Below are 26725 nucleotides of genomic sequence, written 5' to 3' on the forward strand. Positions count from 1 at the left end.
CGTGGTGACATCTAAGCGTTATGCTATATAATACCCTAGTAAGTTTAGCATGTATGCAGCAATTAATTTTTTTAGGATTTATGAATGAAAGCAGTTTTATTGTTAATAGTATTACTCTTTAGTCAAACAGTTGCCGCTAATGACGTAAGTGATTTAGAAAAGACCATGAAAAATATTGGGCTGGCTTATAAACAAAGTGTTGAAGCAACCCAGCTGCAAGAATTTAATGGTGCTATCGATGAATTTATTAAATTGATAGAGCAAAGTAAGCAAGCCAAATTTTATAAAGAAGCTCAGAAGTCGGTGCAAGGGCTCGATAAAGTACTTGTTCAAGCCCAGTTGGCAAAAAAAATAGCTAATGAGCAGGAACTCGAAGCTGCAAAAAAACCACTTAAAGCTATCGATAATTTACGCAAAAAATATCATAAATTACATGAGCCTCCAGGCTTTTTTGAATTACTGTTTGGAAAATGAGGATTAGCAATGGAAATTTCAGTTTCAATGTTAGACGGTCAAAAATTAAGTGCTAAGTTTGGTGAGCATGAAGTAATAAGCGATCAAAGCATCAATGCCGGTGGTGGGGCAGAGCACCCAGAACCATTTGACTATTTTTTGGTTAGCATGGTTTTGTGCGCTGGTTTTTATGCGCGTAAATTTTGTCAGCAAAGAGAGATCTCAACCGACGGCATGACGCTGACACAAAATAACGAGAATGTAGATGAAAACGGTAAAAAACGTTTTTCTATTGAAATTGGGTTGCCTGAAGGTTTCCCCGATAAATATAAAAAAGCACTTATTGCTGCTGTAAATACATGTACCGTGAAAAAGGTTATTCAGGCAGTGCCTGAGTTTTCTGTTGAAGTAAAGTAAATACCCTTTAACAATAATGCCGAGTATAAACTCGGCATTATTATTTATCCCACTATTTTTTCTTCATACCCTGCACGGCTTTAAATCTAGGGTTGTTTTTACATATCACGAATACTCGCCCTTTGCGCTTTACAATTTGACAACCTGGTCGTTGTTTTGCACTTTTTAATGAACTTAATACTTTCATTTGCTTTCCTTTTTAGCTGTAGAGAGGTTTTTAAAGCGACGATTAAATTGCGCAACGCGGCCATCAGTAGCAAGTGTTTTTTGTTTTCCGGTATAAAATGGGTGTGAGTCAGATGAAACATCAATAGGCACATAGGGATATGTATTACCGTCTATTTCGATAGTGCGATTGGTTTTAATGGTTGAACCAATAATAAAGTAAGAATCAGCTGCAGTATCATGAAAAGCAACCACATGGTAATCAGGGTGAATATTGGGCTTCATAAAATGCCTTTAATGTTATGTGATAGTATATCATTTAATTTAACGTATTTATTTTCCCTTTGCAAATCATTTTAAATAGCCTTAAACGCAGCGTAATTGCTACGTAATTGCTGCGTATTTGCACAAAGCAGTCAAAAAATAAGCACTTAGATCAAAAGTACTAGCTATTAGTATTTAGGCTGCTATAACTAGTCTCAGCAAAAAAAAATAATAAAAATTTAATAACGTTAATAGAGGTAGTTTTATGAGTGACGCTCAGGCACAACAAGACCAAATCGACCAAGGAGTCATGGATACTCTTAGGGAGCGCGATCATAGTGTATTGGCAAAACAAGTTGACTCACTCGCATGTACTCATAACGATATCATTGAATTACTTGCTCATTATTTAGCATTAAGCGAACAAGAAGATGATGAGTTATTTGACGATTGGTTTGATTCACTTTCAAAAGAGCAACACACCGTATTAAAAGTATTTGAAGTTTATCGCGGGCAGTATGAGCACCAAAACTAATCCGTTTGGTTGTAATAGCCATTTTATTAAGATGATGCTGGCTGCCAAGGATGTAATTTAATGTTAACAAAGGTGTGTGTTTTTATACCTAAGTAAAATATAAAATCACACTTTTTTAAGACAATAGTATGTACTTTTTCTCTTGATTATCTTTCATATAACTAATTGATGTATAAAGCTTTGTAATGAGTTACACTTATTTGTATAAACAGTAGCCTCACTATGTTTAATAAATGCACTCCTTTTATTAGGTGAACAAAGAAAAGGATCATTCTAATGCCGCACTTAAATGAAATACGCAAAAGAAACAACGTCAAAATAATTGGCAAGGGTGATAAAACCTTAGTGTTGGCTCACGGCTTTGGCTGTGACCAAAATATGTGGCGATTTATTATTCCTGCCCTTGAACAACATTTTACTTTAGTGCTGTTTGATTATGTAGGCTCAGGTAACTCTGATGTGGCTAAATATAATAAACAGCGCTACTCAACCCTTGATGGGTATGCCAAAGACGTACTAGAAATATGTGCCGCACTTGAACTTACCGATATTACATTTATAGGCCACTCGGTTAGTGGCACCATTGGCGCACTTGCTGCCATTGAGCAACCAGAGTTATTTACTCAGCTGGTTATGGTGTGCCCCTCACCGTGCTTTTTAAATTTACCCCCTGATTATTTTGGTGGGTTTGAAAAACAAGATTTGCACGAACTACTTAACCTAATGGATAAAAATTACATTGGCTGGGCCAATTACTTAGCGCCTTTGGTTATGGGGAGTTCTCATCCTGATGAATTTATAGCGGAACTATCGGGAAGTTTTTGCTCAACCGATCCCCTTATTGCAAAAACCTTTGCAGAAGCCACGTTTTTATCCGACTACCGTTTTATACTTGAACATATAAAACAGCCTACTTTAATTTTACAAAGTGAAAATGATGCTTTAGCCGCACCTTCTGTGGGGGAGTTTGTAGCGAATGAAATTTCAAATGCAACACTTAAGGTTATTAGTGCGCATGGCCACTGTATACATATGACGCACCCAGAAACAGTCAGCCGTTTAATTTTTGATTTTGTGAGTTAGCCACATGTCACTTAATAAAGTAGATGAAAAACTTGCTGATTATTCCGCAGATCACTTTTTAAATGGTGCATTAGTGACAAATGCAGATAACATTATTGTTTATGCAAATACTTATTTTCAAAAGGAATTACAGTGGAATACTAATGAGCTTATTAGCAAGTCGGTTGATAAAATTATAACTAAATCATCAAAAATATTTTTACAAAGTTATGTGTTTCCTACCTTACTGCACGAAAAGCAATGCCAAGAAATGCAGTTAATTATGCTCAGTGCTCAAGGGGAGCGGATTGCGGTTACCGTTAATGCTCAGCTTGATGAAAAGAGCTATATATACTGGAGCTTTTTTAACGCGACTCAGCGAGATAAGCTTTACGACGAGCTGATTAAAACACGGGAAAAGTTAGAAGCGCAAACTGAACGCTTACAATCTTTAGCGTCTACCGATGAGTTAACCAACTTATTAAATAGAAGAGAGATGAATTGCCGCAGCGTGCTGTTACTCGAACAGGCTATGCGATTAAAGCAGTCGGTTGCATTATTAATTATCGATATTGATAATTTTAAAGTCGTTAATGATACCTTTGGGCATTTAGAAGGGGATCGAGTTTTAAAAGAGTTGGGGCAACGTCTTAAACATTTTGGTCGACAAACCGATCTTATTTCTCGTTATGGCGGTGAAGAGTTTTTAATTATGCTGCCAGATACAAATAAAGCAGATACTTTGTCATTTTGCCAAAGGCTGCATTTATTAATTGCTGAAATTAAAGTAGGTAATCGCCCAGTAACCGCCAGTATTGGGGCAAGTTTAAGTACTGCGAAAACGACGTTTACTGATTTATTTACTCAAGCCGATAATGCGGTATATGAAGCCAAAGAGCGCGGAAAAAACAGAACCCAATTATACGATAACCCCTAACTAAATAGAGGTAAACTCAACAAGGTATTGAGTTGAGCTTACCCAAAAGACGGCAGTTATAGTTGGTATTATTGCTCTACACAGTTGTTTTTTGCTAATGGTGATGCTAATACGGTATCGGGGTGCCAAATTCTATCCCATATTTTAGGTAAGTTGTTTAAGTTGGGTCTTTGGCTTATTTTTTCAAAATTACCGACACTGATTGCTGAGCCATCTTTCTGACCGACAACAAAATTAAACACATAGGCACACTCCATGCCCATGCGTAAATCAGAGAGAATAACGTTGTCTTGCTGCTCGCGAACGGAATAAAACTCTTTTGTAAACCACTGCAAGCGTTTAACACCCCATTCATTTTTAATCTCGTTTAGTAAAGAAGGGGTTGTTTGGTATGCATTTAAGGTAACCTCGTTGGGTGTATCAAACACCGATGCATAGCCTTCATAATATTTCCCATCCGACATCACAACCACCCGCCAAAGCAAAGTAGTAAATGGTGCTGGTGTGCTAATGTATTCATTGACTGTGATGCCTCTGTTTTGCAGCGCAGTGTTGACTTTATCGTCAATATTGAGTTTAAACACAAAGGCAAGGCATAAATACGCTGTGCTTAGGCTAAGTGTAATTGCATTGATTTTATAGGCTTTACTTGTGCTTATTTTAGGTAATAAAGTAAAAGCTAAACCAATTAATAACGGCAAGGTGTAAAGGGGATCAATAATAAACATGCTGGATACCGCAAAAGGGTATTCACTTAAGGGCCACATTAGCTGAGTACCATAAACGGTGAGTGAATCTAATAAAGCATGTGTTGATAAGCACAAAAAAACCAACCAAAACCAACGAACTTTATAAGCCTGCATGCCTGTGTGTATTTTTAATATTAGCCATACAATTAGCGGGCTTATTAATAAATGCACAAATAAAGAATGGCTAAAACCGCGATGATAGGTAAATGCCTCTACACTACCGCCATAGGGTAAAAACACATCTAAATCGGGTAAAGTGCCTAAAATAGCGCCCCACGCTACGGCTTTTCTACCTACTTTATTGCCTAGTACCGCGTAGCCTACGGCACTGCCTAATGCGACTTGTGTTAAAGAATCCATACTACCTCATCCAAATAATGCAACTGCAGTGTTTATACTCAGCTTAATCTTAAAACCGTCAATAATGTAAATTATTTCATTAAGTTGCTCTTTAAACTCAATTTAAAAGCGATTTATAAACTTAGTCGCGGTTGTATAAAATCTAAAAATGCTACGATACGGGAAGAAACCGCCCCATTTTTGTAATAAACGCCATAAATAGACTCTCGGCTATTTGGGCTACTCACGCTGTGGGGTAAAACTTCTATTAATCGTTTTTTGGCTAAATCTTCTGCAATCATAAATTGTGAGAGAAGTGCTATGCCTTGATCAGCAATACATAAATGCCTAATGGTTTCGCCGCTGCTAGCCCTTAAATCAAAGTGCAGTGATTGCTCATGTTTCAAGGGCCATTGATTAAGAGTATTGGGCTCACTGAAGCCAATTAGGTTATGGTTTTTAAGATCTGAAATTTGTTGTAACGGTGGCGCATTTTTTAAATAATCAGCGCTTGCGACCAATTTTAATTTACTTTGGCCTAATTTTCGCACATGCAGGTTTGAATTTTTTAAGTCTCCAATGCGAATAGCTAAATCTGTTTTGCGCTCAAGTAAATCAATAATATTGTCGTGTGAGGTAATATCGAGCGTGATTTGCGGGTATTGCTTTTTAAATTCATTAATTAGTGGCGCTAGTTGATGTAAAACAAAAGGGCTTGCTGCATCTATACGCAAGTGCCCGCTAGGTGCTTGCTTAAGTAGCTTTATTGTTTCTTCCCCTAAGAGCAGAGTGTTTAAAGCCTTTCGCGCATATTCTATGTATATATGTCCTTCCTCGGTCAGTTCTAAACGCCGAGTTGTTCTGTTTAATAATGTGCAGTTTAGCCTGCTTTCAAGGCGAGATAGCGCTCTTGAAACCTTAGCTACATTTAAATCAAGTAAACTAGCCGCACCGGAAAAACTGCCACAATCCACAATGGTAATAAACATTTCTAGATCTTCAGTTTTAGCTTGAACAGGCATAAATTCACTCGTTTATATTTGCAAAATAAACAAAAGTATTTTGCCATTTATGCTATTTATTGCAAAGGGATTTTTACACACACTATGCATCTATTTTAAAAATGAGGATGTATTTATGCCATTGGCTTTATGGGCGCTTACCTTAAGCGCATTTGCAATTGGAACAACCGAGTTTGTTATAGTGGGTTTAGTGCCAACTATTGCAAACGATTTAGGGGGGAGCTTACCATCAGCAGGCTTACTAGTGAGCTTATATGCAGTTGGTGTAGCTATTGGCGCACCGGTACTCACTGCATTAACGGGGCGCTGGAACCGAAAAGTGGTACTTATAAGCCTTATGGGCTTATTTGTTATGGGTAATTTATTAGCTTGGCAAGCGCCGAGTTACAAAACACTAATACTGGCGCGCATACTAACAGGCTTAGCTCACGGTGTATTTTTCTCTATTGGCTCAATGATAGCAACAAGCTTGGTAAGTAAAGACAAAGAGGCGAGCGCTATCGCAATTATGTTTACCGGCCTTACGGTAGCGCTTGTAACGGGTGTGCCATTAGGAACATGGATTGGCCAGCACTTTGGCTGGCGTGCAACTTTTTTAGTGGTTTCGGCATTAGGTTTAATTGCGCTAATTGGCAGCGCTATTTTAGTACCAAAAAACTTAAAGCAGTCTATTCCGGCGACGTTTAAAGAGCAGCTACAGGTTATTGTTAAGCCGCGCTTATTGCTCGTATATTTAATGACTATATTAGGCTACGGTGGTACGTTCACCGCGTTTACTTACTTAGCGCCTATATTAGAGCAGCAAACTGGCTTTGCACTATCCGCTATTGGTTTAATAATGCTGGTTTATGGTGTGTCGGTGGCTGTTGGTAATATATGGGGCGGAAAATTAGCCGACAAGCGAGGCCCAATTAGCGCACTGAGTATTATATTTAGCGCGTTAACAATTATTTTATTGGCTTTCACCTTTACTATGGAATCAAAAGTAGCCGCGGTGCTGACTATTTTAATATGGGGGGCATTTGCATTTGGTAATGTACCAGGATTGCAGCTTTATGTAGTAAAACAGGCAAAAAAGCACACTCCTAATGCGGTAGATGTCGCATCGGGCTTAAACATCGCGGCGTTTAATATTGGAATAGCCTTAGGCTCTGTTACAGGGGGGCTTGTAGTCGAGCATATGGAACTAAAAGATACCGCATGGATTGGGGCCGTTGTTTCATTACTGGCTTTAATAGTCACTCGATACAGTGGCAGGCTAGATAAACATAATGTTCAGGCTAAATAAAGCCGAACTCATATAGGTTAGTCTTGAAATAAAAATGAATGGCCTCAGTATTCGCATGAGGTCAAAATTTTAAATCAAAAAAGTAATCGGTGTATTTAGTAAACGCGACGTTTGAATTTTAAACCAATTATTTAACAAGGATAAAGCTATGACACAACGTGTAATTGAAATGCCAGACTTAGGTATGGGTACTTTTCGTTTAGAAGGTAAAACTGCTTATGAATCTGTAAAAATGGCGTTAGAAGTAGGATTTCGTCATATTGATACCGCGCAAATTTATGGTAACGAAGAGCAAGTTGGCCAAGCTATTAAAGACAGTAATATCCCCAGAGATGAATTATTTATTACCACCAAAGTATGGAACAATAAACTCAATAAAAACGACTTTATCGCAAGTGTAGAAAAGTCATTAGAAAAGCTGCAAGTTGACTCGGTTGATTTATTGCTAGTTCACTGGCCTGCACCCTCAAACAATGAGCCTATGAGCGAATACCTGACTGAGCTACTAAAAGCTAAAAAGTTAGGGTTAACTAAACATATTGGCGTATCAAACTTCACTATTGCGAACTTAAAAGAAGCGATGCAAACCTTAGATCCTCGCGAAATATTCACTAATCAAATTGAGGTACATCCATATTTAACCAACACTAAACTGCGCGCCTTTTGTGCTCAGCATGACATACATGTAACAGCCTATATGCCGTTTGTGGTTGGTAAAGTGTTGAACGATCAAACCATTATAGATATTGCCAATAAACACGATGCAACGCCAGCGCAAGTGGTTATTGCATGGGAAAATGCAAATGGCATGACCACCATTCCATCATCGACCAAGCGTAAAAATTTAGAAGATAACTTTAACGACAAAGTTAAACTTGATGATGAAGACATAGCGCGTATAGATGGCCTTGATTGCAACGACCGCCAAGCAACGCCCGACTTTGCACCGCAGTGGGATCAATAACCAAAGAGCTAAAGCTAAAACAGGTGCAGTAAAGCTGCACCTTTATTTTTTAAACAAGGAACACCCATGTTAACGGTAATTGCCACACTATCGAGTGAAAATAGCGATGCAGATCGCCTTTTAACCGAGCTCGAAAACTTTCAACAGACCTCGCGCCAAGAAGTAGGCTGCCTGCGTTACGAGCTATCAGTTAAAAACGATGCTGAGCAAACCATCTATTTAGTGAGTGAGCAATGGGCGTCTACTGAGCATTTTGAAGCCCATAAAAACGCACCTCACTTTAAAGCCTTTGGTGATGCAGTAGGTACATTTATTACCTCTACCAATATTGATGTGTATAAAACCATTGGTTAACAGCACAAAGCTAATAGCAAAGCAGGAGCTGTAACTTTATTTAATCGATAAATCGTATTTTAAAATAAGGGCATCAATATAGCGGCTACGTAATGTAAGTTGCTTTTCGTGATCGGCGCCATGGCTGAGGGCTTTATTTAAAAGCTTCATGGCGGGGTGAATACGGGCGCGCTCATCCTTATCTAAACTGGCTTTACTGCGCAGTTCGGTTATATCGTCCACTAATAATCTGCCAATATCCACAGCCACAATTTCATCAATTAAGCCATTTTGGGTGAGCACCCCATATTTGCTGCATAAAAACTGTTGCCACACTTGCTGTAAATGTTCTTCTATTTCACAGCCAAACAATTCTTCGTTAAATATAAAGCCTTGCTGTGCAAGCTTAGCTAAGCATTGGGTATAGTACTGAGCAAACAAATTAAACGCCTGATTAGATGACTCAATTTTTTGTTTAACTAACCCTTGCCCCCAATTTACACAACCTCGAGGATAATAATCGTCGTATTCTTCACATTCATACAAGCCTGAATAAGAGCTGCAACTCATCTGGTTTTTAATGCAATAACTCGGTTTAGGAAAAATGCTTTGCGCTTGCCAGTTTTCAAGGGTTTCAGTGTTTATGTTGAGTGCTTGGCATAACTCATCAGTGTGATAAAAGTGAGTGCTTAAATAGTCAGATAAACGCATAGTGGCTCGCTTAATAGTAAAAAACAAATACTGTTTATTTATACAGTTGTTTATTTTGTATCATCAAACCCAATAACACAAGCCATTTCATAATTAAATACTGGCTATCACTGCAAATAGTGCAGTAAATATGGTACAAATAGGCCAAGTATTAATAACAATGATTTTTTTATGCGCACCCTAGAACAAATTAAACAAGCAAGCCTTATTACTGCAATTAAAACACCTTACTTAACCAATGGTGAAATCGATCTTGCAAAGTATGATGAACTCGTTGAAATACAAATTGCAGCGGGTGTTGACGGCATAGTTGTTGGTGGCACCACCGGTGAAGGCCAGTTAATGAACTGGGAAGAGCATTTAATGCTAATTGCGCACAGTGCCAATAAATTTGCTGAGCAATTACTGATTGTAGGCAACACCGGCAGTAATAATACGCGCGAAGCAATTAAGGCAACTAAATATGGTTTTGCCAGCGGCATGCATGCCTCATTGCAAATTAACCCTTACTACGGGCGCACATCAATTGCCGGTGTTAAAGAACACTTTAAACGTGTGCTTGATATTGGTCCGGCGTTTATTTACAACGTAGCAGGGCGCACAGGTCAAGACCTCACCCCTGATATTATTGAACCACTGGCCCAGCATGAGCACTTTATTGGTGTTAAAGAATGTGGTGGCAATGAGCGTATAGCGCACTATGAACAACAAGGTATTGCGTGTTGGTCTGGTAATGATGACGAAGCACACGATGCACGCCATACTCATAAAGCACATGGCGTTATTTCAGTTACGTCTAACTTGATCCCGGGTTTGTTCCGTCAATTAATGGATAGCAAAAATGATGCGTTAAATAATTCATTACAACCATTAATGAACTGGCTGTTTTGCGAGCCAAACCCAATTGCCATTAACACCGCGATGATCATGACAGGCGCGGTTAACCCAGTGTTTAGAATGCCTTATGTGCCGCTTAGCGATGAGCAACAGCAACAAGGTGAAACCCTAATTAATCAGCTTAATGAGCAAGATTTTGTCGGTAGTCGAGCGCAGTGTGTGGATATTAGTAAGGTTTTGATTTTATCTTAAACTGTTAGACTATTTATTAAATACTAAATTTTCAAAGCAGCCTACTGTGAACACAGAGGCTGCTTTTTATATTATTGCCAATAGTAGTTGAGTTTAAGCTGCCACATAACTGAATTAGCGTGAGTGACCGCTAATCTAATATCAATATCTTGGCTAATAGGCACTGCCAGTTCTAGTTTGGTTTGCGCAGGGTTTTTAGCATTTAAGAATGACTTTTCGTAGGATGCTTTAAGTTTAATACCTGAGTCAGTACCAGTAATAATCCCCACTTCTCCCGACGAATCATAAAAGTGGCTGTTTTTAGCTAAACCACCTAAATAACCATTAATTAAGCTATAGGCTAAGGTGTTGTTGCTAAATTGCCAAGCTTGTCCGGCTCCCCCCATAACAAAGCTACGTTTACAGGTTCTGCACAGTGCTGGTTGTCTGTCGAATCCAACATTAATTTTCCACGACCACTTAGATTCATTAGCCCAAGATAATTGGTTTGGATTGAATGACTCCAAATCTAATAAATGAACTTTGTTTATGTAAGTTTCGCCATCAGTAAACATCAGCTCGGTATCTAACATTTCTAAATTAGAAAATGGAATGCGGGCAATATCAGAGGCAAGGGTATCAAAATAACTCAACCTAAAACCCAAAGTGTACTGTGTTTGCTCAGCCGTGTGCACCGCAGAAACTGAGCTATTAGAGGGCTTTTGCCCTTGATGTGGTGGCTGTTGGGTAAATTGAAATTTTACTTTGTTTTCGCCCATTGGCAGCTTTAAGCGCGCTTTAATAAGTGCATTCTTTAACTCACTTATTTTTACTGGGGTTTGCTTTTGAATTTGTTTTACTTGTACGAGTTCAAATAAAGCGCCAATAATGGCTTTTTGAGAGTGTACTGGCAAAGCTAAAAACGATTCGTTTTTAAGTACAGGTGATTCGGCAAAGATTTGTTTTGCAAAGCTGAGCTCTTTTTCACTTAAAAATTGAACATGTTTGGTAAATACAGTGTCGCGCGAGGGGGTAAATGTGATCTTTTTAACCGCCGATTGGCCTTGGTAAGTGGCCGTGTTTAATCTTGAAAAAATAGTGGCTGGTATTACCCAAGGAGCGCCTTCGCTGGTTAGTTGATCGCCAATAACAAGTTCAATAATTTGAGCAAGATGAAACGCGCAGTTTTCATCGGCAAAGTAATAATCAAATTCAGTGCCTAAAATTTCCCATAAGTGATTAGCAATAAAAACCACATCGCGCTCGTTTAGATTGAGGGTATATTCCCATAAATCTCTTAATTCTATTTCACCATAGTTGTGCTGGTGGCGATAAAACAATTGATCTGAAAAACCGGCTTTATAACCACCAAACAAGCCCTTGATAATATACACCAAGCCGTTTTCATTATCTGGAACGTGTGCGCCATAGTTAATACTGTAATCTAATAATTTGTTTTTTGATTCGGTCGAGCGATTAAGTTTAAGTAATAAATGACCATATAATGATGCGGGATTACTCATATAACCAGATGCAAATACTAAACTAACAGAGTGAATTGCTTGTTGCTCTCGCCATTGCTTTAATTTTGGGCACTCTGCAGCTGGCATTGAAAAGGTTAAACCTTGCTCTTTGAGCCATTGGTAACGAGCAGGGTAGCGACATGGCATTGAGGGCAGGTTATTAAAAGCATGGATTGTTGCTTTTAATTCGGCAGCCGGATCAGTACGTCCGTTATCTGCAATAAAAAATGATGCGTTAGTAATATAACTGATGGTAGCTGGTTGGTTTTTGTAATGCCCTAATTTCAACCATATTGGGTGTTTGGCTAAAACAGAGATAGATTGCGTGGCAGAGCTTGAGAAAGAGATGAATAAAAAAGCACTAATTAAATAAAATAGAGGTTTCATTGTTTAACCAAAAAAAAGGGCTGTTAAGCCCTTTAATTATTAGATTGCAGCGCATTGAGATGAAAAGTTAGTTGTAATTTTACCTTCAACTAATTCATAAAATGCTTGTGCATTGTCTATTGGCGCGTTTGCGTAATCGTTACGTACCGAAGTGATAATTTGTTGATGTGCAGTTACATCACAACCACGTACGTTAAGCATTGCAGCGATATACTCGCCTTCACCCTGTGCTATTTCTTGTTCTAATACAGGAAAAGTTTGTTGAATAAACTGCGCTGTTTTTACGTTAGCGCCTTCACAACTTTCTACTGAAGAGATGTTAGAAGACACTGCAGTTGTGCCTAAATCCCAAATAATATTAGAAATTGCTGCAGCAACGCCATTATCTGGGAAAACCATCGCGCCAATACCGCATTGTTGCCATGGGTTGATGCCACTTTTTGCTTGTGACGGCATTGAAACAAACGCGCTTACTAATACCGCAGCAGTTAAACATCTTTTTATCATTATTAATTTCCTTTAATTTATATTCACCCAACAAAATGGGCGGGAAAGTGTACCTGCTTTTTTTATTTAAATGCAAATGGTTATGTAACACAATGTAAAAGAACGGTGTAAAGTTTATAAAATCGCAATAAAGAAGTGAATAAGCGAGGATTAATATTGCGAGTTAAAATCATTTAGCTAACTCAAACAGCGTCTAATAATAGCTAATTACCCCGCATTTTATAAATTAGTGTTTTATGGTGTTTAAAACTAACTGTTTAAGCGATTTTACTGTATAATTTGCGACCCTTGATAATGTGGCCGCAGGTTATACAGCAATGAATTTTAAATCTTTTAGTTTTGCCCCTGAACTTATTCAGGCGTTAGACGAACTTAATTACCACACCCTTACGCCCATTCAGCGCGCAGCTATTCCGGCTGTTCGTAAAGGTAAAGACGTTTTAGCGAGTGCGCAAACCGGCACAGGTAAAACCGCTGCCTTTGCACTCCCTATTATCCAAAAGTTATTTGAGTCAGATAGCAGTACTACGAATGCGCCAAGCGCCTTAGTCCTTGCACCTACGCGTGAGCTTGCAGAGCAAATAGCGAATAACTTTAAAGACTTTGCTAAGTACACTTCGCTAAAAGTAGTGAGTTTATTTGGTGGTGTTAATACCGCAGGACAAGAAATTGCACTCAAAGAAGGTGTGGATATTGTAGTAGCAACACCAGGGCGTTTACTTGATCATATTCGTTTAGGTAACTTAAGCCTTGCCCAAGTAAAACATTTAGTCCTTGATGAAGCTGACCGTATGCTTGATATGGGCTTTATTAATGACATGCAAAGCGTAATAAAAAGCTGTTCTGATGAGCGTCAAATTTTATTGTTTTCAGCTACTTTCCCAGCAGCAATTAAACAGTTTGCCTCTAAAGTGTTAAAGCAGCCTGAAATTGTCCGTGTTGATCAAACTAACAGCACCGCAAGCACAGTACAACACGTGGTTTACCCAGTAGAAGAGCGCCGTAAGCAAGAGTTGCTTTCTGAACTGATTGGTAAGAAAAACTGGCAGCAAGTGCTAGTGTTTGTAAACATGAAAGAAACCGCAGATGAGTTAGTGACTGAACTTAACCTAGACGGTATCCCAGCGGCAGTATGTCATGGCGATAAATCGCAAGGTAACCGTCGTCGTGCGTTGCGTGAATTTAAAGAAGGCAAAGTACGCGTGCTAGTTGCAACAGAAGTGGCAGCCCGTGGTATCGATATTGACGGTTTACCGCGCGTTATTAATATTGATTTACCTTGGCTTGCTGAAGATTACGTACACCGTATTGGCCGTACCGGTCGTGCTGGTAACCAAGGACAAGCAATTTCGTTTGTGAGTCGCGAAGAAGAAAACATGTTGTTTGAAATTGAAACCTTAATTGGTCAAAAAATTAAACGTGTTTACTTAGAAGGTTACGAAGTAAGTAATCGTGAAGTACTGATTGATAAAATTGGTAAAAAGCCAGCGCATTTACGCCGTACCCGTGCTAACAAGCCATCAGGCCAGGCTACCGGTGAAGCGAGAGCGAAAAACCGTTCGCGTATTTCTAATGTACGTAAAAGCTTAAAAGGCGAAAAGCTGTCACTTAAAAAGTAAGACAGCTAAGCCATTAAAAAAACCTGAGTTTACTCAGGTTTTTTTGTGCCTAATACATTATCGATAATAGCAGCGTACGCATAAGCAGCCGCTTCATCGTTTTGATTAGCAATAACCGACAAACCTACCGGTAAGTGGCTTACTTTGCCAACCGGTAAAGTAATATGGGTCGTCCCTGCAATGGCAGGCAATGAACTGCTACTGCCTTTAAAGTTATCGCCGTTAATTAAATCGGTTTTCCAAGCCGGTGAAACGGTGGGCGTAATTACAATATCTAGCTTATTATTGCGGTATAAATTGCTAATAGCGCGCTTTGCTAGTGCGCGATAACGCACCTTGGTTTTTTGATATTGTTGTTTCTCACTCAAATCAACCGCGTTAGCTTGTTGTAAAATATCTTGCTCAAAGTAGGGCATTTCCTGCTGTTTATTTGCGATATTAAATGCGATTAACTCGTCTAAACTTTTTACCGTTACCTGCGTTGGTGTTTTGCTTAAGTAGTGGTTAATTTCGGCTTTAAAGTCGTAAAGTAGGATGGCGTATTCATCAACGTAAAGCGTGCTTAAATCATCTTTTACTTCAACATTGACTAGCGTATGACCTGCGTCTTTTAATGTTTGTAACTGCTTAGCGTAAAGCTTTTGTGTTGCCACAGTAAACTTATTGGCAGGTAAAGCGCCTATTCTCAGTGACGGCTTAGGCGCTATGCCATCAAGCGTTCTATTTACGTTGAGTGTTGATACATCATTAGGGTCCTCCCCTTGAATGACGGACAATACTGCGAGTGCATCTTTTAAAGAATGCGCCATTGGACCTACCGAATCTTGGCTACTAGAAAGGGGGATCACGCCTGCGCGTGAAACTTGCCCCATACTGGGTTTAATGGCGTACACCCCATTAACAGATGCAGGGCAGGTAATTGAGCCGTCGGTTTCAGTGCCCAGCGCAATAGGCGCAAAATTTAAAGCAACCGCCACGGCAGAGCCTGAGCTTGAGCCACACGGATTACGAGTTACATCATGGGCGTTATGGGTTTGTCCGCCAATGGCACTCCAGCCAGATGACGAATATGATGAGCGAAAATTAGCCCATTCACTTAAGTTCGCTTTGCCTAAAATAATAGCGCCTGCTTGGCGTAATTGTTTAACCACAAAGGCATCTTTATCGGTAACGTTATTTTTAAGTGCCAGTGAACCTGCTGTGGTGGGTAATGTACCTGTTGTTTCAATGTTATCTTTTAGTAATACCGCAATACCATGTAAAGGGCCTGCCCATTTTCTGGCTTTAAACAGCGCATCGAGTTGTTTGGCTTGTTCAATTGCAGTGGGCTCAATACTAATTACCGCATTATATTTAGGATTGAGAGCGTTTATTCTGTCGATATAAGTGCGGGTAAGCTGCTCAGCTGTAGTGCTATTATTTTTATAGGCACTGTGAATGTCACTAATGGTTTTAAGCTCTGTATTGTTAGCCGCTGCGTGTAAGTTAGTTATTGTACAAACACATAAGGTTAAAAGTAGCCGTTTTATACTCATTGTTATTATCTATTTTATGGAAACACAGGTTATTTTTAGCACAAAAAAACCTCACAATGTGAGGTTTTTCGATAAAGGTCGATTAAATCGAGTTAGGCGTTTTCTAGCATCGATAACGCAACCGCTTCAGCGGCTTTAATGCCATCAATACCCGCTGATAAAATACCGCCTGCATAACCTGCGCCTTCACCTGCAGGGTAAAGCCCTTTAGTATTAATACTTTGGAAGGTTTTATCGCGCTTGATACTTATTGGTGATGAAGTACGCGTTTCTACCCCAGTGAGTAAGCCATCATTAGTTGAAAAACCACGAATTTGCTTGTTAAAGGCTGGAATTGCTTCACGCAAGGCTTCAATCGCAAAAGGAGGTAATACGTTGCTTAAATCAGTCAGTTTTATACCTGGCGTATACGAAGGCTGTACATCGCCTAAATTAGCCGACGATTTACCTTTTAAAAAGTCACCAATCAGCTGTGCTGGGGCATCATAATTTTTACCACCCAGCTCATAGGCTTGCTCTTCTAGCTTACGCTGTAAATCGATACCAGCTAAAGGGTGGCCTGGAAAATCTTTTTCTGGCGAAATACCCACTACAATAGCGCTGTTAGCATTACGTTCACTACGTGAATATTGGCTCATACCGTTGGTAACCACACGGCCTTCTTCAGAGGTAGCGGCAACTACAGTGCCGCCAGGGCACATACAAAAGCTATATACAGTTCGGCCATTATTACAATGGTGTACCAATTTGTAATCGGCAGAGCCTAAAATAGGGTTACCCGCATTATCACCAAAGCGGCATTCATCAATCATTGATTGCTTATGTTCTATTCTAAAGCCTACTGAAAAGGGTTTTGCTTCAACATAAATGCCTTTATCGTGGATCATTTTAAACGTATCACGGGCACTGTGACCAACCGCTAAAACCACATGGCGAGTTTCAAGCTTTTCACCATTAGAAAGTGTCAGCCCTGTAACTTGGCCGTTGTCTAAATGGATATCGTCAACGCGGGTGCTAAAACGAATCTCACCACCAAGTTCTATAATTCGGGCGCGCATTTTTTCAATCATGGTTACTAGTTTAAAAGTACCAATGTGCGGCTTACTAACGTATAAAATTTCTTCAGGAGCACCAGCCTCTACAAATTCAGTGATCACTTTACGGCCATAATGTTTAGGATCTTTTACTTGGCTGTAGAGCTTACCGTCTGAGAACGTGCCTGCACCACCTTCACCAAACTGAACGTTTGATTCGGTATTGAGGGCCTTTTTACGCCAAAAGCCAAAGGTGTCTTTGGTGCGTTCACGTACCTCTTTACCGCGCTCTAGAATTATTGGTTTAAAGCCCATTTGTGCCAGCACTAAACCGGCAAATAAACCACATGGGCCAAAGCCAATTACTACAGGACGCTCTTTAATGCTGCTATTAGCGTGTGCTACAAATTTGTAGTTGGTGTCAGGGGAGACTTTAACGTGTTGGTCTTTTTCAAACGAGGCTAACAGTTGTGCTTCGTTATCTACCTCAACATCAAGCGTGTAAATCAGTAAAATGGCGCTTTTTTTACGTGCATCGTAACCGCGTTTAAACACATTGTAGCTGTGTAGCTGCTCTGGACTTATATTTAATTTATTGATGATGGCTTGGCCAATGGCATTTTCGTCATGGTCAAGCGGCAGCTTTATTTCGGTTAAACGTATCATTAATATCTCTTTTGGTGTCATAGCGGAAAGTAAATTCCGCTCACAATAAGGGGTGTGCACAAAGCGCTGATTTATAAGCGCCATATGTTACGTTAAATTGCCCACTTTTGGCACTTATTTATTGTGTTTTGGTAAGGGTTGGGTATGATCCGCAGCTGTTATTGTGAAACATTAGGTATTAAACCATTATGGCGTTTGTAGTCACCGAAAACTGTATAAAATGTAAGTATACTGATTGCGTATCAGTATGCCCTGCAGATGCATTTTTTGAAGGTCCTAATTTTTTGGCTATTAGCCCTATTGACTGTATTGACTGTGGTTTATGCGTACCTGAGTGTGCCGCTGATGCTATTTTTCAAGAAGATGAATTACCTGAATCGCAAAAAGAGTTTACCCAATTAAATGCGGAGCTAGCAGAAATATGGCCACGCATCACCCAAGTTAAACCCGCCCCAGAAGATGCCGATAGCTGGAATGGTGTGGCTAATAAATTAAAACTTCTCGACACATAATCATTCCACTTCGTTGTGTATTGGTTTTTTGTTAATTTTATTGCAAATAATAGCGCGCAACTATTAACAAATGTACCTGTATAATTTACACTCCTGAGCAAAGTTTACTTTTAACAAGTAAATAAACCTAAATGGATGTTTATGCAGTACTTTATACCTATAAAAATAACAACATTGCTGTGTTTTATCAGCTTCAGCCTCGGTTTAACTCTCAGCCCTAATGCACTTGCCGATAAGCTTAATTATCAACTCGCGCACATTAATAAAAATATTGATGTAGATGGCGTGCTTAACGAGCCACATTGGCAACAAGCAACACATGTTGCGGTAAATTATCAAGATGAGCCGAATGAAAAAGGCACACCGCCAGTAAAAACCGATGCATACCTTTATGACGATGGTCATAATTTATATGTGGCGTTTGTAGCTTATGACCCCGATCCGAGTAAAATTCGCGCGGCGCTTCGTGACAGAGATACCCTCTGGCAAGATGATACTGTCGGTTTGGTGATTGATACCTTTAACGATGAACGTACAGGCTATGAGTTTTATGTAAACCCACTGGGCGCTCAAGGTGACCTTCGCATGACGGATACCGATGAATGGGTGTCAGATTTATCGTGGGATGCCATTTGGGACAGTGCCGGTACCGTAAACGAGCAAGGTTACGTAGTTGAAATGCGTATTCCGTTTAAAGCGCTGCGATTTGCGCAAAATAAAGATCAATCTACCTGGGGTTTTGCTGTAATGCGAAACTATCAGCGTGATGTGTTGTATCAATTATCAAGCACAGGCTTTGACCGTGATATTAAATGTAGTTTATGTCAGTTTGATAAAATAAGCGGATTTAATAATTTAGCACCGAGTAAAAACCTGCAATTAACGCCAACCTTAACCGCATTAAGAAACGATCAAAAAACACAAGTACCGGGTGCGTGGGATAATGGCGATGTAGACACTGAGATAGGGCTTGACCTTCGTTGGGGGGTTACCAAAGATGCGGTAATTAATGCCACAATAAACCCAGACTTTTCTCAGGTAGAAACCGATTCGTTAGAGCTGGATGTAAACACCACTTATTCTATTTATTACGCTGAAAAACGTCCGTTCTTCTTAGATGGCGCGTCTTATTTTAAAAGTAATTTATTTGAGCTGCTGTATACCCGTACCATAGCTGAGCCAAATATTGGCGCCAAGCTGACCGGTAAAACCGACAGTCACAGTTATGCGCTGATGTTTGCAGATGACGATAACAGTAATATTTTATTGCCAAGTAACCAAGGCTCGGGCTTTGCCAACTTAAATGATAAAACCAAAGCGGCGGTGGCACGTTATCAATATGATATTGGCCAACAAGGTACTATTGGTGTCACTTCTACACATAGAGAAAGTAGTGACTACCATAATACGGTGCTATCGGTTGATGGAAGCTATTGGTTTAATCAGTCAGATACGCTTAATTATCAAATCGCGAATGCTGATACCAATAACTCGCCGTTTTTAGTTGATAACTACAATTTAGCAGACTCTCAGTCGGATATGGCGTATGCATTAAAGCTGACACGCGATAAGCGTGATTATAAGCTCTACGCGACCTATGACAATATTGGTGAGGATTACCGGACCGATTTAGGTTATCAAGAAAAGGTAGACTATGAAAAAGTAGGTTTTGGTGGCGGACAAACTTGGTATGGTGATGAACATGATATGCTAACAACCTGGTCATACACCGCCGATTGGGATAAAACCTGGGCGCAAAATGGCGAGTTACTTGAAGAAGAATACGAAGGTTACATGACCTTTCAAGGTCAAAAGCAGTCTGTATTTGAGCTGGGTTTGTTAAATCGCTATGAAAATTATAACGGCAAGTTTTATAACCAAAATATTGGTTATTTTTATACGGCTTTTAGACCGTCAAAAGATCTGAGATTATCGTTATATGCCGAATATGCAAGCCGTATAGATTACACTAATGAGCAGCTAGGCGATGTTTTAACCACACAATCGCAGGCTGTTTGGGATATTAATAACCATTGGCAGGTCGATGTTAGGCATAATTATAGCCATTTAGATGATTACCAAGGGCGACGTGTTTTTACCGCAAACCTTATTGATTTTAGGCTTTATTATAAGTTTAGTATGCGCGCTATGCTTAAGCTGATTTTACAGTTTGAAGATATAGACAGAGATGAGGATGCTTACTTTTATCAGGTTAGCGAAATCAACAAAGATTACGGTAGTCAGCTGGTGTACTCATACAAAATTAACGCACAAACGCTATTTTATTTAGGTTATTCAGATAAAGGTTATCAGGATGACTCGTTAAAAAGCATTGAGCGAGACCAACGTACTTTCTTTACTAAAGTCAGTTATGCGTGGCAGTTATAACGCTATAAATAATATAAAAGTAAGATTTTGCTAGGCAATAAAAAAACACGCTAACCAGTAGCGTGTTTTTTATATTTACTAGGGTCTGTTGACCTTTGTGGATTGAAATTTGTTCAAACTAGGGGGTGTTTAATCGCGGCGCGAGGTTTGTAACCTAGTGGGCTAAGTAAAAACCGAGCAACAAAGAGTAAATAGCCCCTAGGAAGAACCCTTTGGGCATCGCCTGTTTGGCATTAATGCTACGTTATCGCCTATTTATGGAGAATAACACTACATAGGCTCTGCTTTGCCTAAATACCAAACAGGCTGCTGCAAATTCAATCTTAAAAGTACAACAGACCCTGCTAACTATTACAAGTCAAATGTACGTGAGATAGCAAGTACAATTCGCTCATCGGCATAATCGTAGTCTAGGCTGGTATTTTCAGCTGCTACTTCAATACCAAATCCTTCATAGCTTGTTTGGTATGCTAAGCGATAATGATGATACGATTTATCGCCCTTAGCTTCATCCCATTGGAACTTATTGCCATCGAGTGAGTTTGAAATATCAAAGCTGGCACGAATCGCATGATTTGGCGCAAGCTCGTAAGTGTGCGCAATCATAGAAATCACATGGCCAGTATCGTAGCCAAAGTAATCCCAGCTGTACCAAAAGTTAAGCTCTGTTTGGCCGTAGTCACTGGTGTAACCAAATTTAGTATACGCTTCGGCGTAGTTACCATCGCTGTTATTACCTTGGTAAGTGTAATAAGCAATACCGTAATCCAGGCTTACTTGTTCGTTTAACTGAATGTATCGGCCTACATAAGCATCTAGTTCAAAGTCGGTGTCATCACCAAAATCTACGTTTGATGCCCATACACCGGCATAAACACCGTTATCATACGCGTAGTCAAGGCTTGCTTGCAGTGCCGGATCGTTATCTGTTTGTGATACACCATTAAAGGTGTAATCAGATGCAGCCGTAATCGTTGTTGACCAGTTAGCCGCTGCCGTTGTTGATAAAACGGTGAACGGTAAAGCGATAAAAAGTTGTTTTAATTTATTGTTCATGTGTTTTACTAGCTGATAGTTTCTATTTTTGTGTAATCAATTTTATTCGCTTTAGGCGATCCTTCGATATTGCTGACCGTTTTAAGTTTGCTGTAGGCAATAAAACCAAGGCAAATAAAGAATAACCCTATAACTAAAGCACCCACCCATTGAATTTGCAAAAACTCAAGCTTAAATAGCAATGTTAGTAGCGACAAAGCGACAACGTTCATGGCAATATATTTAAATTTACCAAAGCGTTTTACGGTTAGGTTTAAATTATCTGTGTATAAACGAATCAGTGAATCGAGCGAGTTAATAACAAATACGATACCTACAAACACCATAGCAAAGTTTTTGATTCCCTCGGTTGGAATACCGGCTTCATGGTAGTGATATAACACACTAAACCAGATAGCGATTGGAATCGATGGGAAAATCAGCATAGCACCAAGGACTTGATAGGTTTTTAAACCGCCCACAAAACGCGATGTAAATTGACCAATCATAATGCTCCACGCAAACCACCAAAATAAGTAAAACTCATGGTAATCATTCAGTGGTAATACAAACTCATTGATGTTGGCAAAGTAATTACCAATTAATCCAATGTTTTTAGTAAATGCAGAGAGTTCGCTATCGCCAAATAAGAAGGCATCAGCCCACATAAAGCCAATTAGGGCTATAAACAACCAAGTAGTTGCAATACTTAAAAAGCGTACATATTTAATATCGGTACTTGAATACACCGCAAAACAAATAGCGGCAAGCACGATTAAGTAAAACTCAGGAATAACATTTGAGCCGTCTCCGAGTTCAGGTAAATACCACGGTAGGTTGCTCAATAGTAAGTAAGCGGTAAACGCACAAGTACCAATGATAACTACGTTGTTTAAAAATTTAACCCATGGAATTTCAAAAAATTTTACTTTGGGTTCTATTACACAGAAATAAAAGCACGTAAGAAAATAAAATCCCCAAATTAAAAATCCCCAATAACCAAACTCAATAGAGAGAGGGTTGGCAAATGCATATTCTGGGCTTGCTTTTATGTCTGCATAACCGGCAAATTCGGTTAAAGGAAACATAATGAGGCCAACGTCTAGGCCCGAGGTAAACAGGATTGCTATAAAGGTGAATGTTCTCACTGGTGTGACGCCTACTACGCGTACATTGCCCCATTTAATTAAAATAGCAACAATCGCAAGTAAGGTGAAAATAATGCCAGCATTAAGCCAAATAGTCATTATCGCCCTCCCAGAATGAATAAAAGTAACACATATATACTCCGTTTTTTATTGTGCTTGCATTAACACAGGCATAACCTATTTATGCTTGTGAGCCACTGCAAGGCGCATAAAGGCACTCCTTAAAGCATTTTGCTTAAAGGAGTGGCCTTTATGGCAGGCTAAATTAAAGGGTTTTATTTCGTTGTGTAGTTTGCCAATCAGTGGCATTCACAACATCAACTCCTGTATGAGCTAAGGGCTTATTTCCTAAAATAATATCAGCGGCTTTTTCGGCAACCATAATGGTAGGCGCATTTAAATTACCGTTAGGTATTGTTGGAAAAATTGACGAGTCAACCACACGCAAGCTTTGCATGCCATGCACTTGAGTGTTTGAATTAACCACCGCCATGGCGTCTTCACCCATTTTACAAGAGCAAGAAGGGTGGTAAGCACTTTCTACTGCTTGGCGCACAAAGGCATCAATTTGCTCATCAGTTTGAACTTGTTGCCCTGGTTGAATTTCTTCACCACGGAAATTGTCAAAGGCAGGTTGTTCAATGATTTCACGCGTTAAACGTACGCACGCTCTAAAGCCTTCAATGTCGTCTTGATGCTCAAGATAATTAAACACAATTTTTGGTGGTTGTGTTGGATCAGCTGATGCAATGGTGACACTGCCACGACTTTTAGGTTTGTTATGACCTACATGCACTTGAAAACCATGCCCTGCAAAAGCACTGCGTCCATCGTAACGCATTGCTGCCGGTAAAAAGTGATACTGAATATCTGGCCATTCAACACCGGGTTTTGAGCGAATAAACGCACATGATTCAAAGTGATTAGTTGAGCCTAAACCTTTACGGGTAAGCAGCCATTTTGCACCAATCAAGCCTTTTGAAAACAAGCCTAATTTACCGTTTAAAGTAATGGGTTGTTTACACTTATATTGAAAGTAAAACTCGAGATGATCTTGCAAGTTTTGACCAACACCTGGTAGGTGATGTTTTACTTCAACACCTGCTTTTTCAAGTATTTGTGTATCACCAATACCGGACAGTTGTAACAGGTGAGGTGAACCGATAGAGCCCGCACTTAAAATAACCTCTTTATTTGCTTTGGCTGTTTTAACTGTGCCATTGAGCTTGTATTCAATACCGGTTGCTTTTTTACCGTCTAAAATAACGCGCTGCGCAAGTGCACCGGTTACAATTGTTAAATTACTGCGATGCTTAATCGGATCTAAATATTCACGAGAGGCTGAGCTGCGCACACCGTTTTTAACGGTCATGTGCATAGGGCCAAAGCCTTCTTGTTGAGCACTATTATAATCAGCTGTAGTGGCATAACCCGCTTGAGCACCAGCATCAATAAAGGCGCTATACAAAGGGTTTTCCATGTTATTACCGTTATTAACGCCAAGGGGGCCTTTTCCACCACGATGGCTGTTTTCACCTAGGTAAAAACTTTCTGCTTTTTTAAAATACGGTAAACAGGCTTGATAATCCCAGCCATTAGCGCCATGTTGCTGCCATTCATCAAAATCTTTCGCATGACCACGTACATACACCATGCCATTAATAGATGATGAGCCGCCAAGCACTTTACCGCGTGGGCAGTGCATTTCACGGTTATCTAAGTACTTTTCTGGCTGCGTATGAAATTGCCACGCATACTTATCGGTATTCATTGGAATCGACAGAGCAGTGGGCATTTTAATAAAGATGCTTTTATCGCTGCCGCCGGTTTCAAGTAACAATACTTTGTTACTTGAATCTTCAGACAAGCGATTTGCTAACACACAGCCTGCAGAGCCTGCGCCTACAATAATATAATCAAAAGAGTGGTTCATAATGATTCCTTAAAATGGGCTTTCTATGTCAGCCATACCAACATAAACAGACTTAGTTTGCGTGTAATGATCAAGCGTTTGTATGCCGTTTTCGCGGCCGATACCTGATTGCTTATAGCCACCTACAGGCATTTCTGCCGGCGAGTTACCGTAAGCATTGATCCAACAAATACCGGCTTGTAGCTGATGAATAACGCGATGAGCACGTTTAATATCGCTGGTGAAAACGCCTGCAGCTAAACCTAAGTGAGTGCCGTTAGCACGTGCAATTACATCATCTTCGTCATCAAATACTAAAACGCTCATTACTGGGCCAAAAATTTCTTCTTTAACGATGGTCATTTCATCGTTGCAATCAACAAATACGGTTGGCGCTACAAAATAACCATTTGGCGCAGATGCTGGTGAAAGCGTTGAGCCACCGGTTAATAGCGTTGCCCCTTCTTCAAGGCCTTTGTTGATGTAGCTCAGCACTAAATCTTGATGCTTTTTAGAAATAAGCGCGCCAAAGTTAGTGTTTAAATCTTGTGGATCACCGGCAATAATATTGTTTTCGGTGCGAGTTTTAAGCTCATCAATAAACTGCTGGTACACATTTTTGTGAACATAGATACGAGTGCAATTAGTACAAATTTCACCTTGGGTATAAAAGTTCCCTAACATTGCCGCGCTTACTGCTTGCTCTATATTGGCATCGTCAAAGACAAGTAACGGCGATTTACCACCTAGTTCCATAGTCACATCTTTTAATGTACCTGCAGCACTGGCGACGACTTTCTTACCGGTACCTACTTCACCAGTAAACGATACTTTTTCAATATCTTGGTGTGCAGTAAGCCATTGGCCTACTTCACTCGCGCCTTGAACTACATTGAATACGCCAGCGGGTACACCTGCTTCAATAAACACCTCTGCTAATTTAATTGCGCCAAGCGGGGTTTCTTCTGAAGGTTTAAAAATAAATGCATTACCCGCTGCAAGGGCAGGGCCAGACTTCCAACATGCAATTTGTAATGGGTAGTTCCATGCACCAATACCAGCACAAATACCTAAAGGCTCTTTGCGTGTGTAGTAAAAGTCATCGCCAACCATTTGTTGTTGACCAACTTGTGCAGGGGCAAGGCCTGCAAAATATTCAATTACATCTGCACCTGTTTCAACATCTACGCAGTTAGCTTCTTGCATTGGTTTACCGGTATCGAGCACTTCAACTAGTGCAAGCTCATCATTACGCTTGCGTAAAATAGCAACGGCGGTTAATAAAATACGGCTGCGCTCAATAGGGGTCATGGCTGACCAAACTTTAAAGCCTTGTTTTGCACTTTCAATTGCTGCGTTTTGAACGTATTCATCGGCAACTTCAACGGCATAAATTACTTGGCCGGTTGCAGGATTTACTACATCAAATGTTTCGCCGCTTTTGTTTGCAAGGAATTGACCGTTGATAAAGTTTTGATAGATAGGTGTAGTCACGTTAGGCTCCATATTGCTTGATAAGTGAATGCACGTAGTTTTTAGCCAGTGATTCACTGTGTTTAAACTGATTTTCGTCTGATTGGCTTAATACGGCTCGTAGCCATAAACCATCGATCATTGCTGCGGTTAACTCTGCCGCGAGATTTGCTTGCGCTAAAGGCATTAATTGCTTAAATGAAACGGTTAAATTGCTTTGCAAGCGTTTGCTGTTTACATTTTGTAAACGATGAAGTTCCTTGTCGTGCATTGATTGCGCCCAAAAACTTAACCACGTCCGAGTGGTGTCTTTTCGTTGTTGTACTAGCGCAAAGTTTGATTCAACAATAAACATTAACCTTTGAGTTGGCGTGGTCTTTTCATCTACTTTGCTGATCAAGTCATCTTTCAAGTTAGACAGTAAGTAACGCACAGTTGCTTCAATTAGCCCCTGTTTCCCACCAAAGTAATGGCTAATTATGCCAGAGGACATCCCCGCATTTTTGCTAATACTATTAATTGTGGTTGCTTGTAACCCTTTTTGAGCAACTGACTCTATTGTTGCGTCAATTAGCTGCTGACGCCTTACAGGTTCCATTCCAACTTTAGGCATAATTTTTATTAATTGATCGTTCAATAAAGATAAGCTTAAGGTAATAGCTCTAACAATTCAAGGTTC

Annotated in this window: 26 protein-coding genes; 12 read left to right on the forward strand and 14 right to left on the reverse strand. The window is 39.8% G+C overall.

Annotation, left to right across the window (positions count from 1 at the left end; all coding sequences use genetic code 11):
- Positions 1 to 84 precede the first annotated feature (84 nt).
- Positions 85 to 474, forward strand: a complete 390-nt coding sequence (locus tag QMA00_RS01985) for a cytochrome b562 (RefSeq protein ID WP_262976454.1) — start codon at positions 85 to 87, stop codon at positions 472 to 474.
- Between the two features lie 9 nt (positions 475 to 483).
- Positions 484 to 870 (forward strand): OsmC family protein, encoded by a 387-nt coding sequence (locus QMA00_RS01990; RefSeq protein WP_016899710.1) that lies wholly within the window; start codon positions 484 to 486, stop codon positions 868 to 870.
- A 52-nt stretch (positions 871 to 922) separates the two neighbouring features.
- Here the strand turns inward: QMA00_RS01990 and ykgO are convergent, their stop codons facing one another.
- Together ykgO and QMA00_RS02000 are read right to left on the reverse strand one after the other, a co-directional pair.
- Positions 923 to 1057 carry a type B 50S ribosomal protein L36 gene (ykgO, locus tag QMA00_RS01995; protein WP_002958669.1) on the reverse strand — a complete coding sequence of 45 codons (135 nt, stop codon included), beginning with the start codon at positions 1055 to 1057 and terminating at the stop codon, positions 923 to 925.
- Positions 1054 to 1320 carry a type B 50S ribosomal protein L31 gene (locus tag QMA00_RS02000; RefSeq protein ID WP_028834757.1) on the reverse strand — a complete coding sequence of 89 codons (267 nt, stop codon included), beginning with the start codon at positions 1318 to 1320 and terminating at the stop codon, positions 1054 to 1056. Before QMA00_RS02000 ends, ykgO begins: the two co-directional genes overlap by 4 nt.
- A gap of 244 nt (positions 1321 to 1564) precedes the next feature.
- On the opposite strand from QMA00_RS02000, the gene QMA00_RS02005 reads away from it, so the two are divergent.
- The 3 genes from QMA00_RS02005 to QMA00_RS02015 all read left to right on the forward strand — a co-directional run bounded on the left by QMA00_RS02005 (position 1565) and on the right by QMA00_RS02015 (position 3833).
- Positions 1565 to 1834 (forward strand): hypothetical protein, encoded by a 270-nt coding sequence (locus QMA00_RS02005; RefSeq protein WP_248474387.1) that lies wholly within the window; start codon positions 1565 to 1567, stop codon positions 1832 to 1834.
- 276 nt (positions 1835 to 2110) lie between these two features.
- A complete protein-coding gene (locus tag QMA00_RS02010) occupies positions 2111 to 2917 on the forward strand; it encodes an alpha/beta hydrolase (protein ID WP_076921769.1) in 807 nt (268 codons plus the stop codon).
- A 4-nt stretch (positions 2918 to 2921) separates the two neighbouring features.
- Positions 2922 to 3833: a GGDEF domain-containing protein gene (locus QMA00_RS02015; protein ID WP_290155754.1), complete on the forward strand. Its 912-nt coding sequence runs from the start codon at positions 2922 to 2924 to the stop codon at positions 3831 to 3833.
- A gap of 68 nt (positions 3834 to 3901) precedes the next feature.
- Here QMA00_RS02015 and QMA00_RS02020 read toward each other — a convergent pair whose 3' ends face one another.
- The gene (locus QMA00_RS02020) at positions 3902 to 4942 is read right to left on the reverse strand and encodes a metal-dependent hydrolase (protein WP_290155757.1); all 1041 of its coding nucleotides are present in this window, start codon (positions 4940 to 4942) and stop codon (positions 3902 to 3904) included.
- A 113-nt stretch (positions 4943 to 5055) separates the two neighbouring features.
- Complete coding sequence (locus QMA00_RS02025) at positions 5056 to 5943, reverse strand: LysR family transcriptional regulator (RefSeq protein WP_290155759.1); 888 nt, start codon at positions 5941 to 5943, stop codon at positions 5056 to 5058.
- Positions 5944 to 6058: 115 nt separating this feature from the next.
- Here QMA00_RS02025 and QMA00_RS02030 point away from each other — a divergent pair, with 115 nt between their 5' ends.
- From QMA00_RS02030 to QMA00_RS02040, 3 genes are all read left to right on the forward strand, one after another.
- Positions 6059 to 7231 (forward strand): MFS transporter, encoded by a 1173-nt coding sequence (locus QMA00_RS02030; RefSeq protein ID WP_290155762.1) that lies wholly within the window; start codon positions 6059 to 6061, stop codon positions 7229 to 7231.
- A 148-nt stretch (positions 7232 to 7379) separates the two neighbouring features.
- Positions 7380 to 8195, forward strand: coding sequence for a 2,5-didehydrogluconate reductase DkgB (dkgB, locus tag QMA00_RS02035; protein ID WP_290155765.1), 816 nt, complete (start codon positions 7380 to 7382; stop codon positions 8193 to 8195).
- 66 nt (positions 8196 to 8261) lie between these two features.
- Positions 8262 to 8549: a putative quinol monooxygenase gene (locus QMA00_RS02040; protein ID WP_290155768.1), complete on the forward strand. Its 288-nt coding sequence runs from the start codon at positions 8262 to 8264 to the stop codon at positions 8547 to 8549.
- A gap of 36 nt (positions 8550 to 8585) precedes the next feature.
- On the opposite strand, the gene QMA00_RS02045 is transcribed toward QMA00_RS02040, so the two are convergent.
- Positions 8586 to 9239, reverse strand: coding sequence for a DUF6058 family natural product biosynthesis protein (locus tag QMA00_RS02045; protein WP_290155770.1), 654 nt, complete (start codon positions 9237 to 9239; stop codon positions 8586 to 8588).
- Between the two features lie 171 nt (positions 9240 to 9410).
- Between QMA00_RS02045 and dapA the strand changes: the two genes are divergently transcribed.
- A complete protein-coding gene (dapA, locus tag QMA00_RS02050; RefSeq protein WP_290155773.1) occupies positions 9411 to 10328 on the forward strand; it encodes a 4-hydroxy-tetrahydrodipicolinate synthase in 918 nt (305 codons plus the stop codon).
- 71 nt (positions 10329 to 10399) lie between these two features.
- Here dapA and QMA00_RS02055 read toward each other — a convergent pair whose 3' ends face one another.
- Together QMA00_RS02055 and QMA00_RS02060 are read right to left on the reverse strand one after the other, a co-directional pair.
- Positions 10400 to 12217, reverse strand: coding sequence for a DUF4105 domain-containing protein (locus QMA00_RS02055; protein WP_290155775.1), 1818 nt, complete (start codon positions 12215 to 12217; stop codon positions 10400 to 10402).
- Positions 12218 to 12256: 39 nt separating this feature from the next.
- Positions 12257 to 12724, reverse strand: a complete 468-nt coding sequence (locus QMA00_RS02060; RefSeq protein ID WP_008115277.1) for a DUF3015 family protein — start codon at positions 12722 to 12724, stop codon at positions 12257 to 12259.
- A gap of 317 nt (positions 12725 to 13041) precedes the next feature.
- Between QMA00_RS02060 and QMA00_RS02065 the strand changes: the two genes are divergently transcribed.
- Positions 13042 to 14343: a DEAD/DEAH box helicase gene (locus tag QMA00_RS02065; protein ID WP_290155778.1), complete on the forward strand. Its 1302-nt coding sequence runs from the start codon at positions 13042 to 13044 to the stop codon at positions 14341 to 14343.
- A gap of 29 nt (positions 14344 to 14372) precedes the next feature.
- Here the strand turns inward: QMA00_RS02065 and QMA00_RS02070 are convergent, their stop codons facing one another.
- Positions 14373 to 15878, reverse strand: coding sequence for an amidase family protein (locus QMA00_RS02070; RefSeq protein ID WP_290155781.1), 1506 nt, complete (start codon positions 15876 to 15878; stop codon positions 14373 to 14375).
- A gap of 92 nt (positions 15879 to 15970) precedes the next feature.
- Positions 15971 to 17578, reverse strand: coding sequence for an NAD(P)/FAD-dependent oxidoreductase (locus tag QMA00_RS02075; RefSeq protein ID WP_290155783.1), 1608 nt, complete (start codon positions 17576 to 17578; stop codon positions 15971 to 15973).
- Between the two features lie 188 nt (positions 17579 to 17766).
- On the opposite strand from QMA00_RS02075, the gene fdxA reads away from it, so the two are divergent.
- Both fdxA and QMA00_RS02085 read left to right on the forward strand, forming a co-directional pair.
- Entirely contained in the window at positions 17767 to 18090 is a 324-nt protein-coding gene (gene fdxA, locus QMA00_RS02080) for a ferredoxin FdxA (RefSeq protein WP_008114035.1), read from the forward strand.
- A 141-nt stretch (positions 18091 to 18231) separates the two neighbouring features.
- Positions 18232 to 20478, forward strand: a complete 2247-nt coding sequence (locus QMA00_RS02085; protein ID WP_076921844.1) for a carbohydrate binding family 9 domain-containing protein — start codon at positions 18232 to 18234, stop codon at positions 20476 to 20478.
- Between the two features lie 351 nt (positions 20479 to 20829).
- On the opposite strand, the gene QMA00_RS02090 is transcribed toward QMA00_RS02085, so the two are convergent.
- The 5 genes from QMA00_RS02090 to betI form a co-directional block, all read right to left on the reverse strand.
- Positions 20830 to 21534 (reverse strand): TorF family putative porin, encoded by a 705-nt coding sequence (locus QMA00_RS02090; protein WP_076921792.1) that lies wholly within the window; start codon positions 21532 to 21534, stop codon positions 20830 to 20832.
- An 8-nt stretch (positions 21535 to 21542) separates the two neighbouring features.
- Positions 21543 to 22760, reverse strand: a complete 1218-nt coding sequence (locus QMA00_RS02095; RefSeq protein WP_008111451.1) for a BCCT family transporter — start codon at positions 22758 to 22760, stop codon at positions 21543 to 21545.
- 166 nt (positions 22761 to 22926) lie between these two features.
- Positions 22927 to 24594 carry a choline dehydrogenase gene (gene betA / locus QMA00_RS02100; protein ID WP_008111455.1) on the reverse strand — a complete coding sequence of 556 codons (1668 nt, stop codon included), beginning with the start codon at positions 24592 to 24594 and terminating at the stop codon, positions 22927 to 22929.
- Positions 24595 to 24603: 9 nt separating this feature from the next.
- On the reverse strand, positions 24604 to 26067 hold the full coding sequence (gene betB / locus QMA00_RS02105; protein WP_008111456.1) for a betaine-aldehyde dehydrogenase: 1464 nt from the start codon (positions 26065 to 26067) through the stop codon (positions 24604 to 24606).
- 1 nt (position 26068) lies between these two features.
- Positions 26069 to 26644, reverse strand: a complete 576-nt coding sequence (betI, locus tag QMA00_RS02110) for a transcriptional regulator BetI (RefSeq protein WP_008111458.1) — start codon at positions 26642 to 26644, stop codon at positions 26069 to 26071.
- Between the last annotated feature and the right edge of the window lie 81 nt (positions 26645 to 26725).

The organism is Pseudoalteromonas sp. APC 3694 (assembly GCF_030407565.1).
Taxonomy (GTDB): Bacteria; Pseudomonadota; Gammaproteobacteria; order Enterobacterales; family Alteromonadaceae; genus Pseudoalteromonas; species Pseudoalteromonas tetraodonis.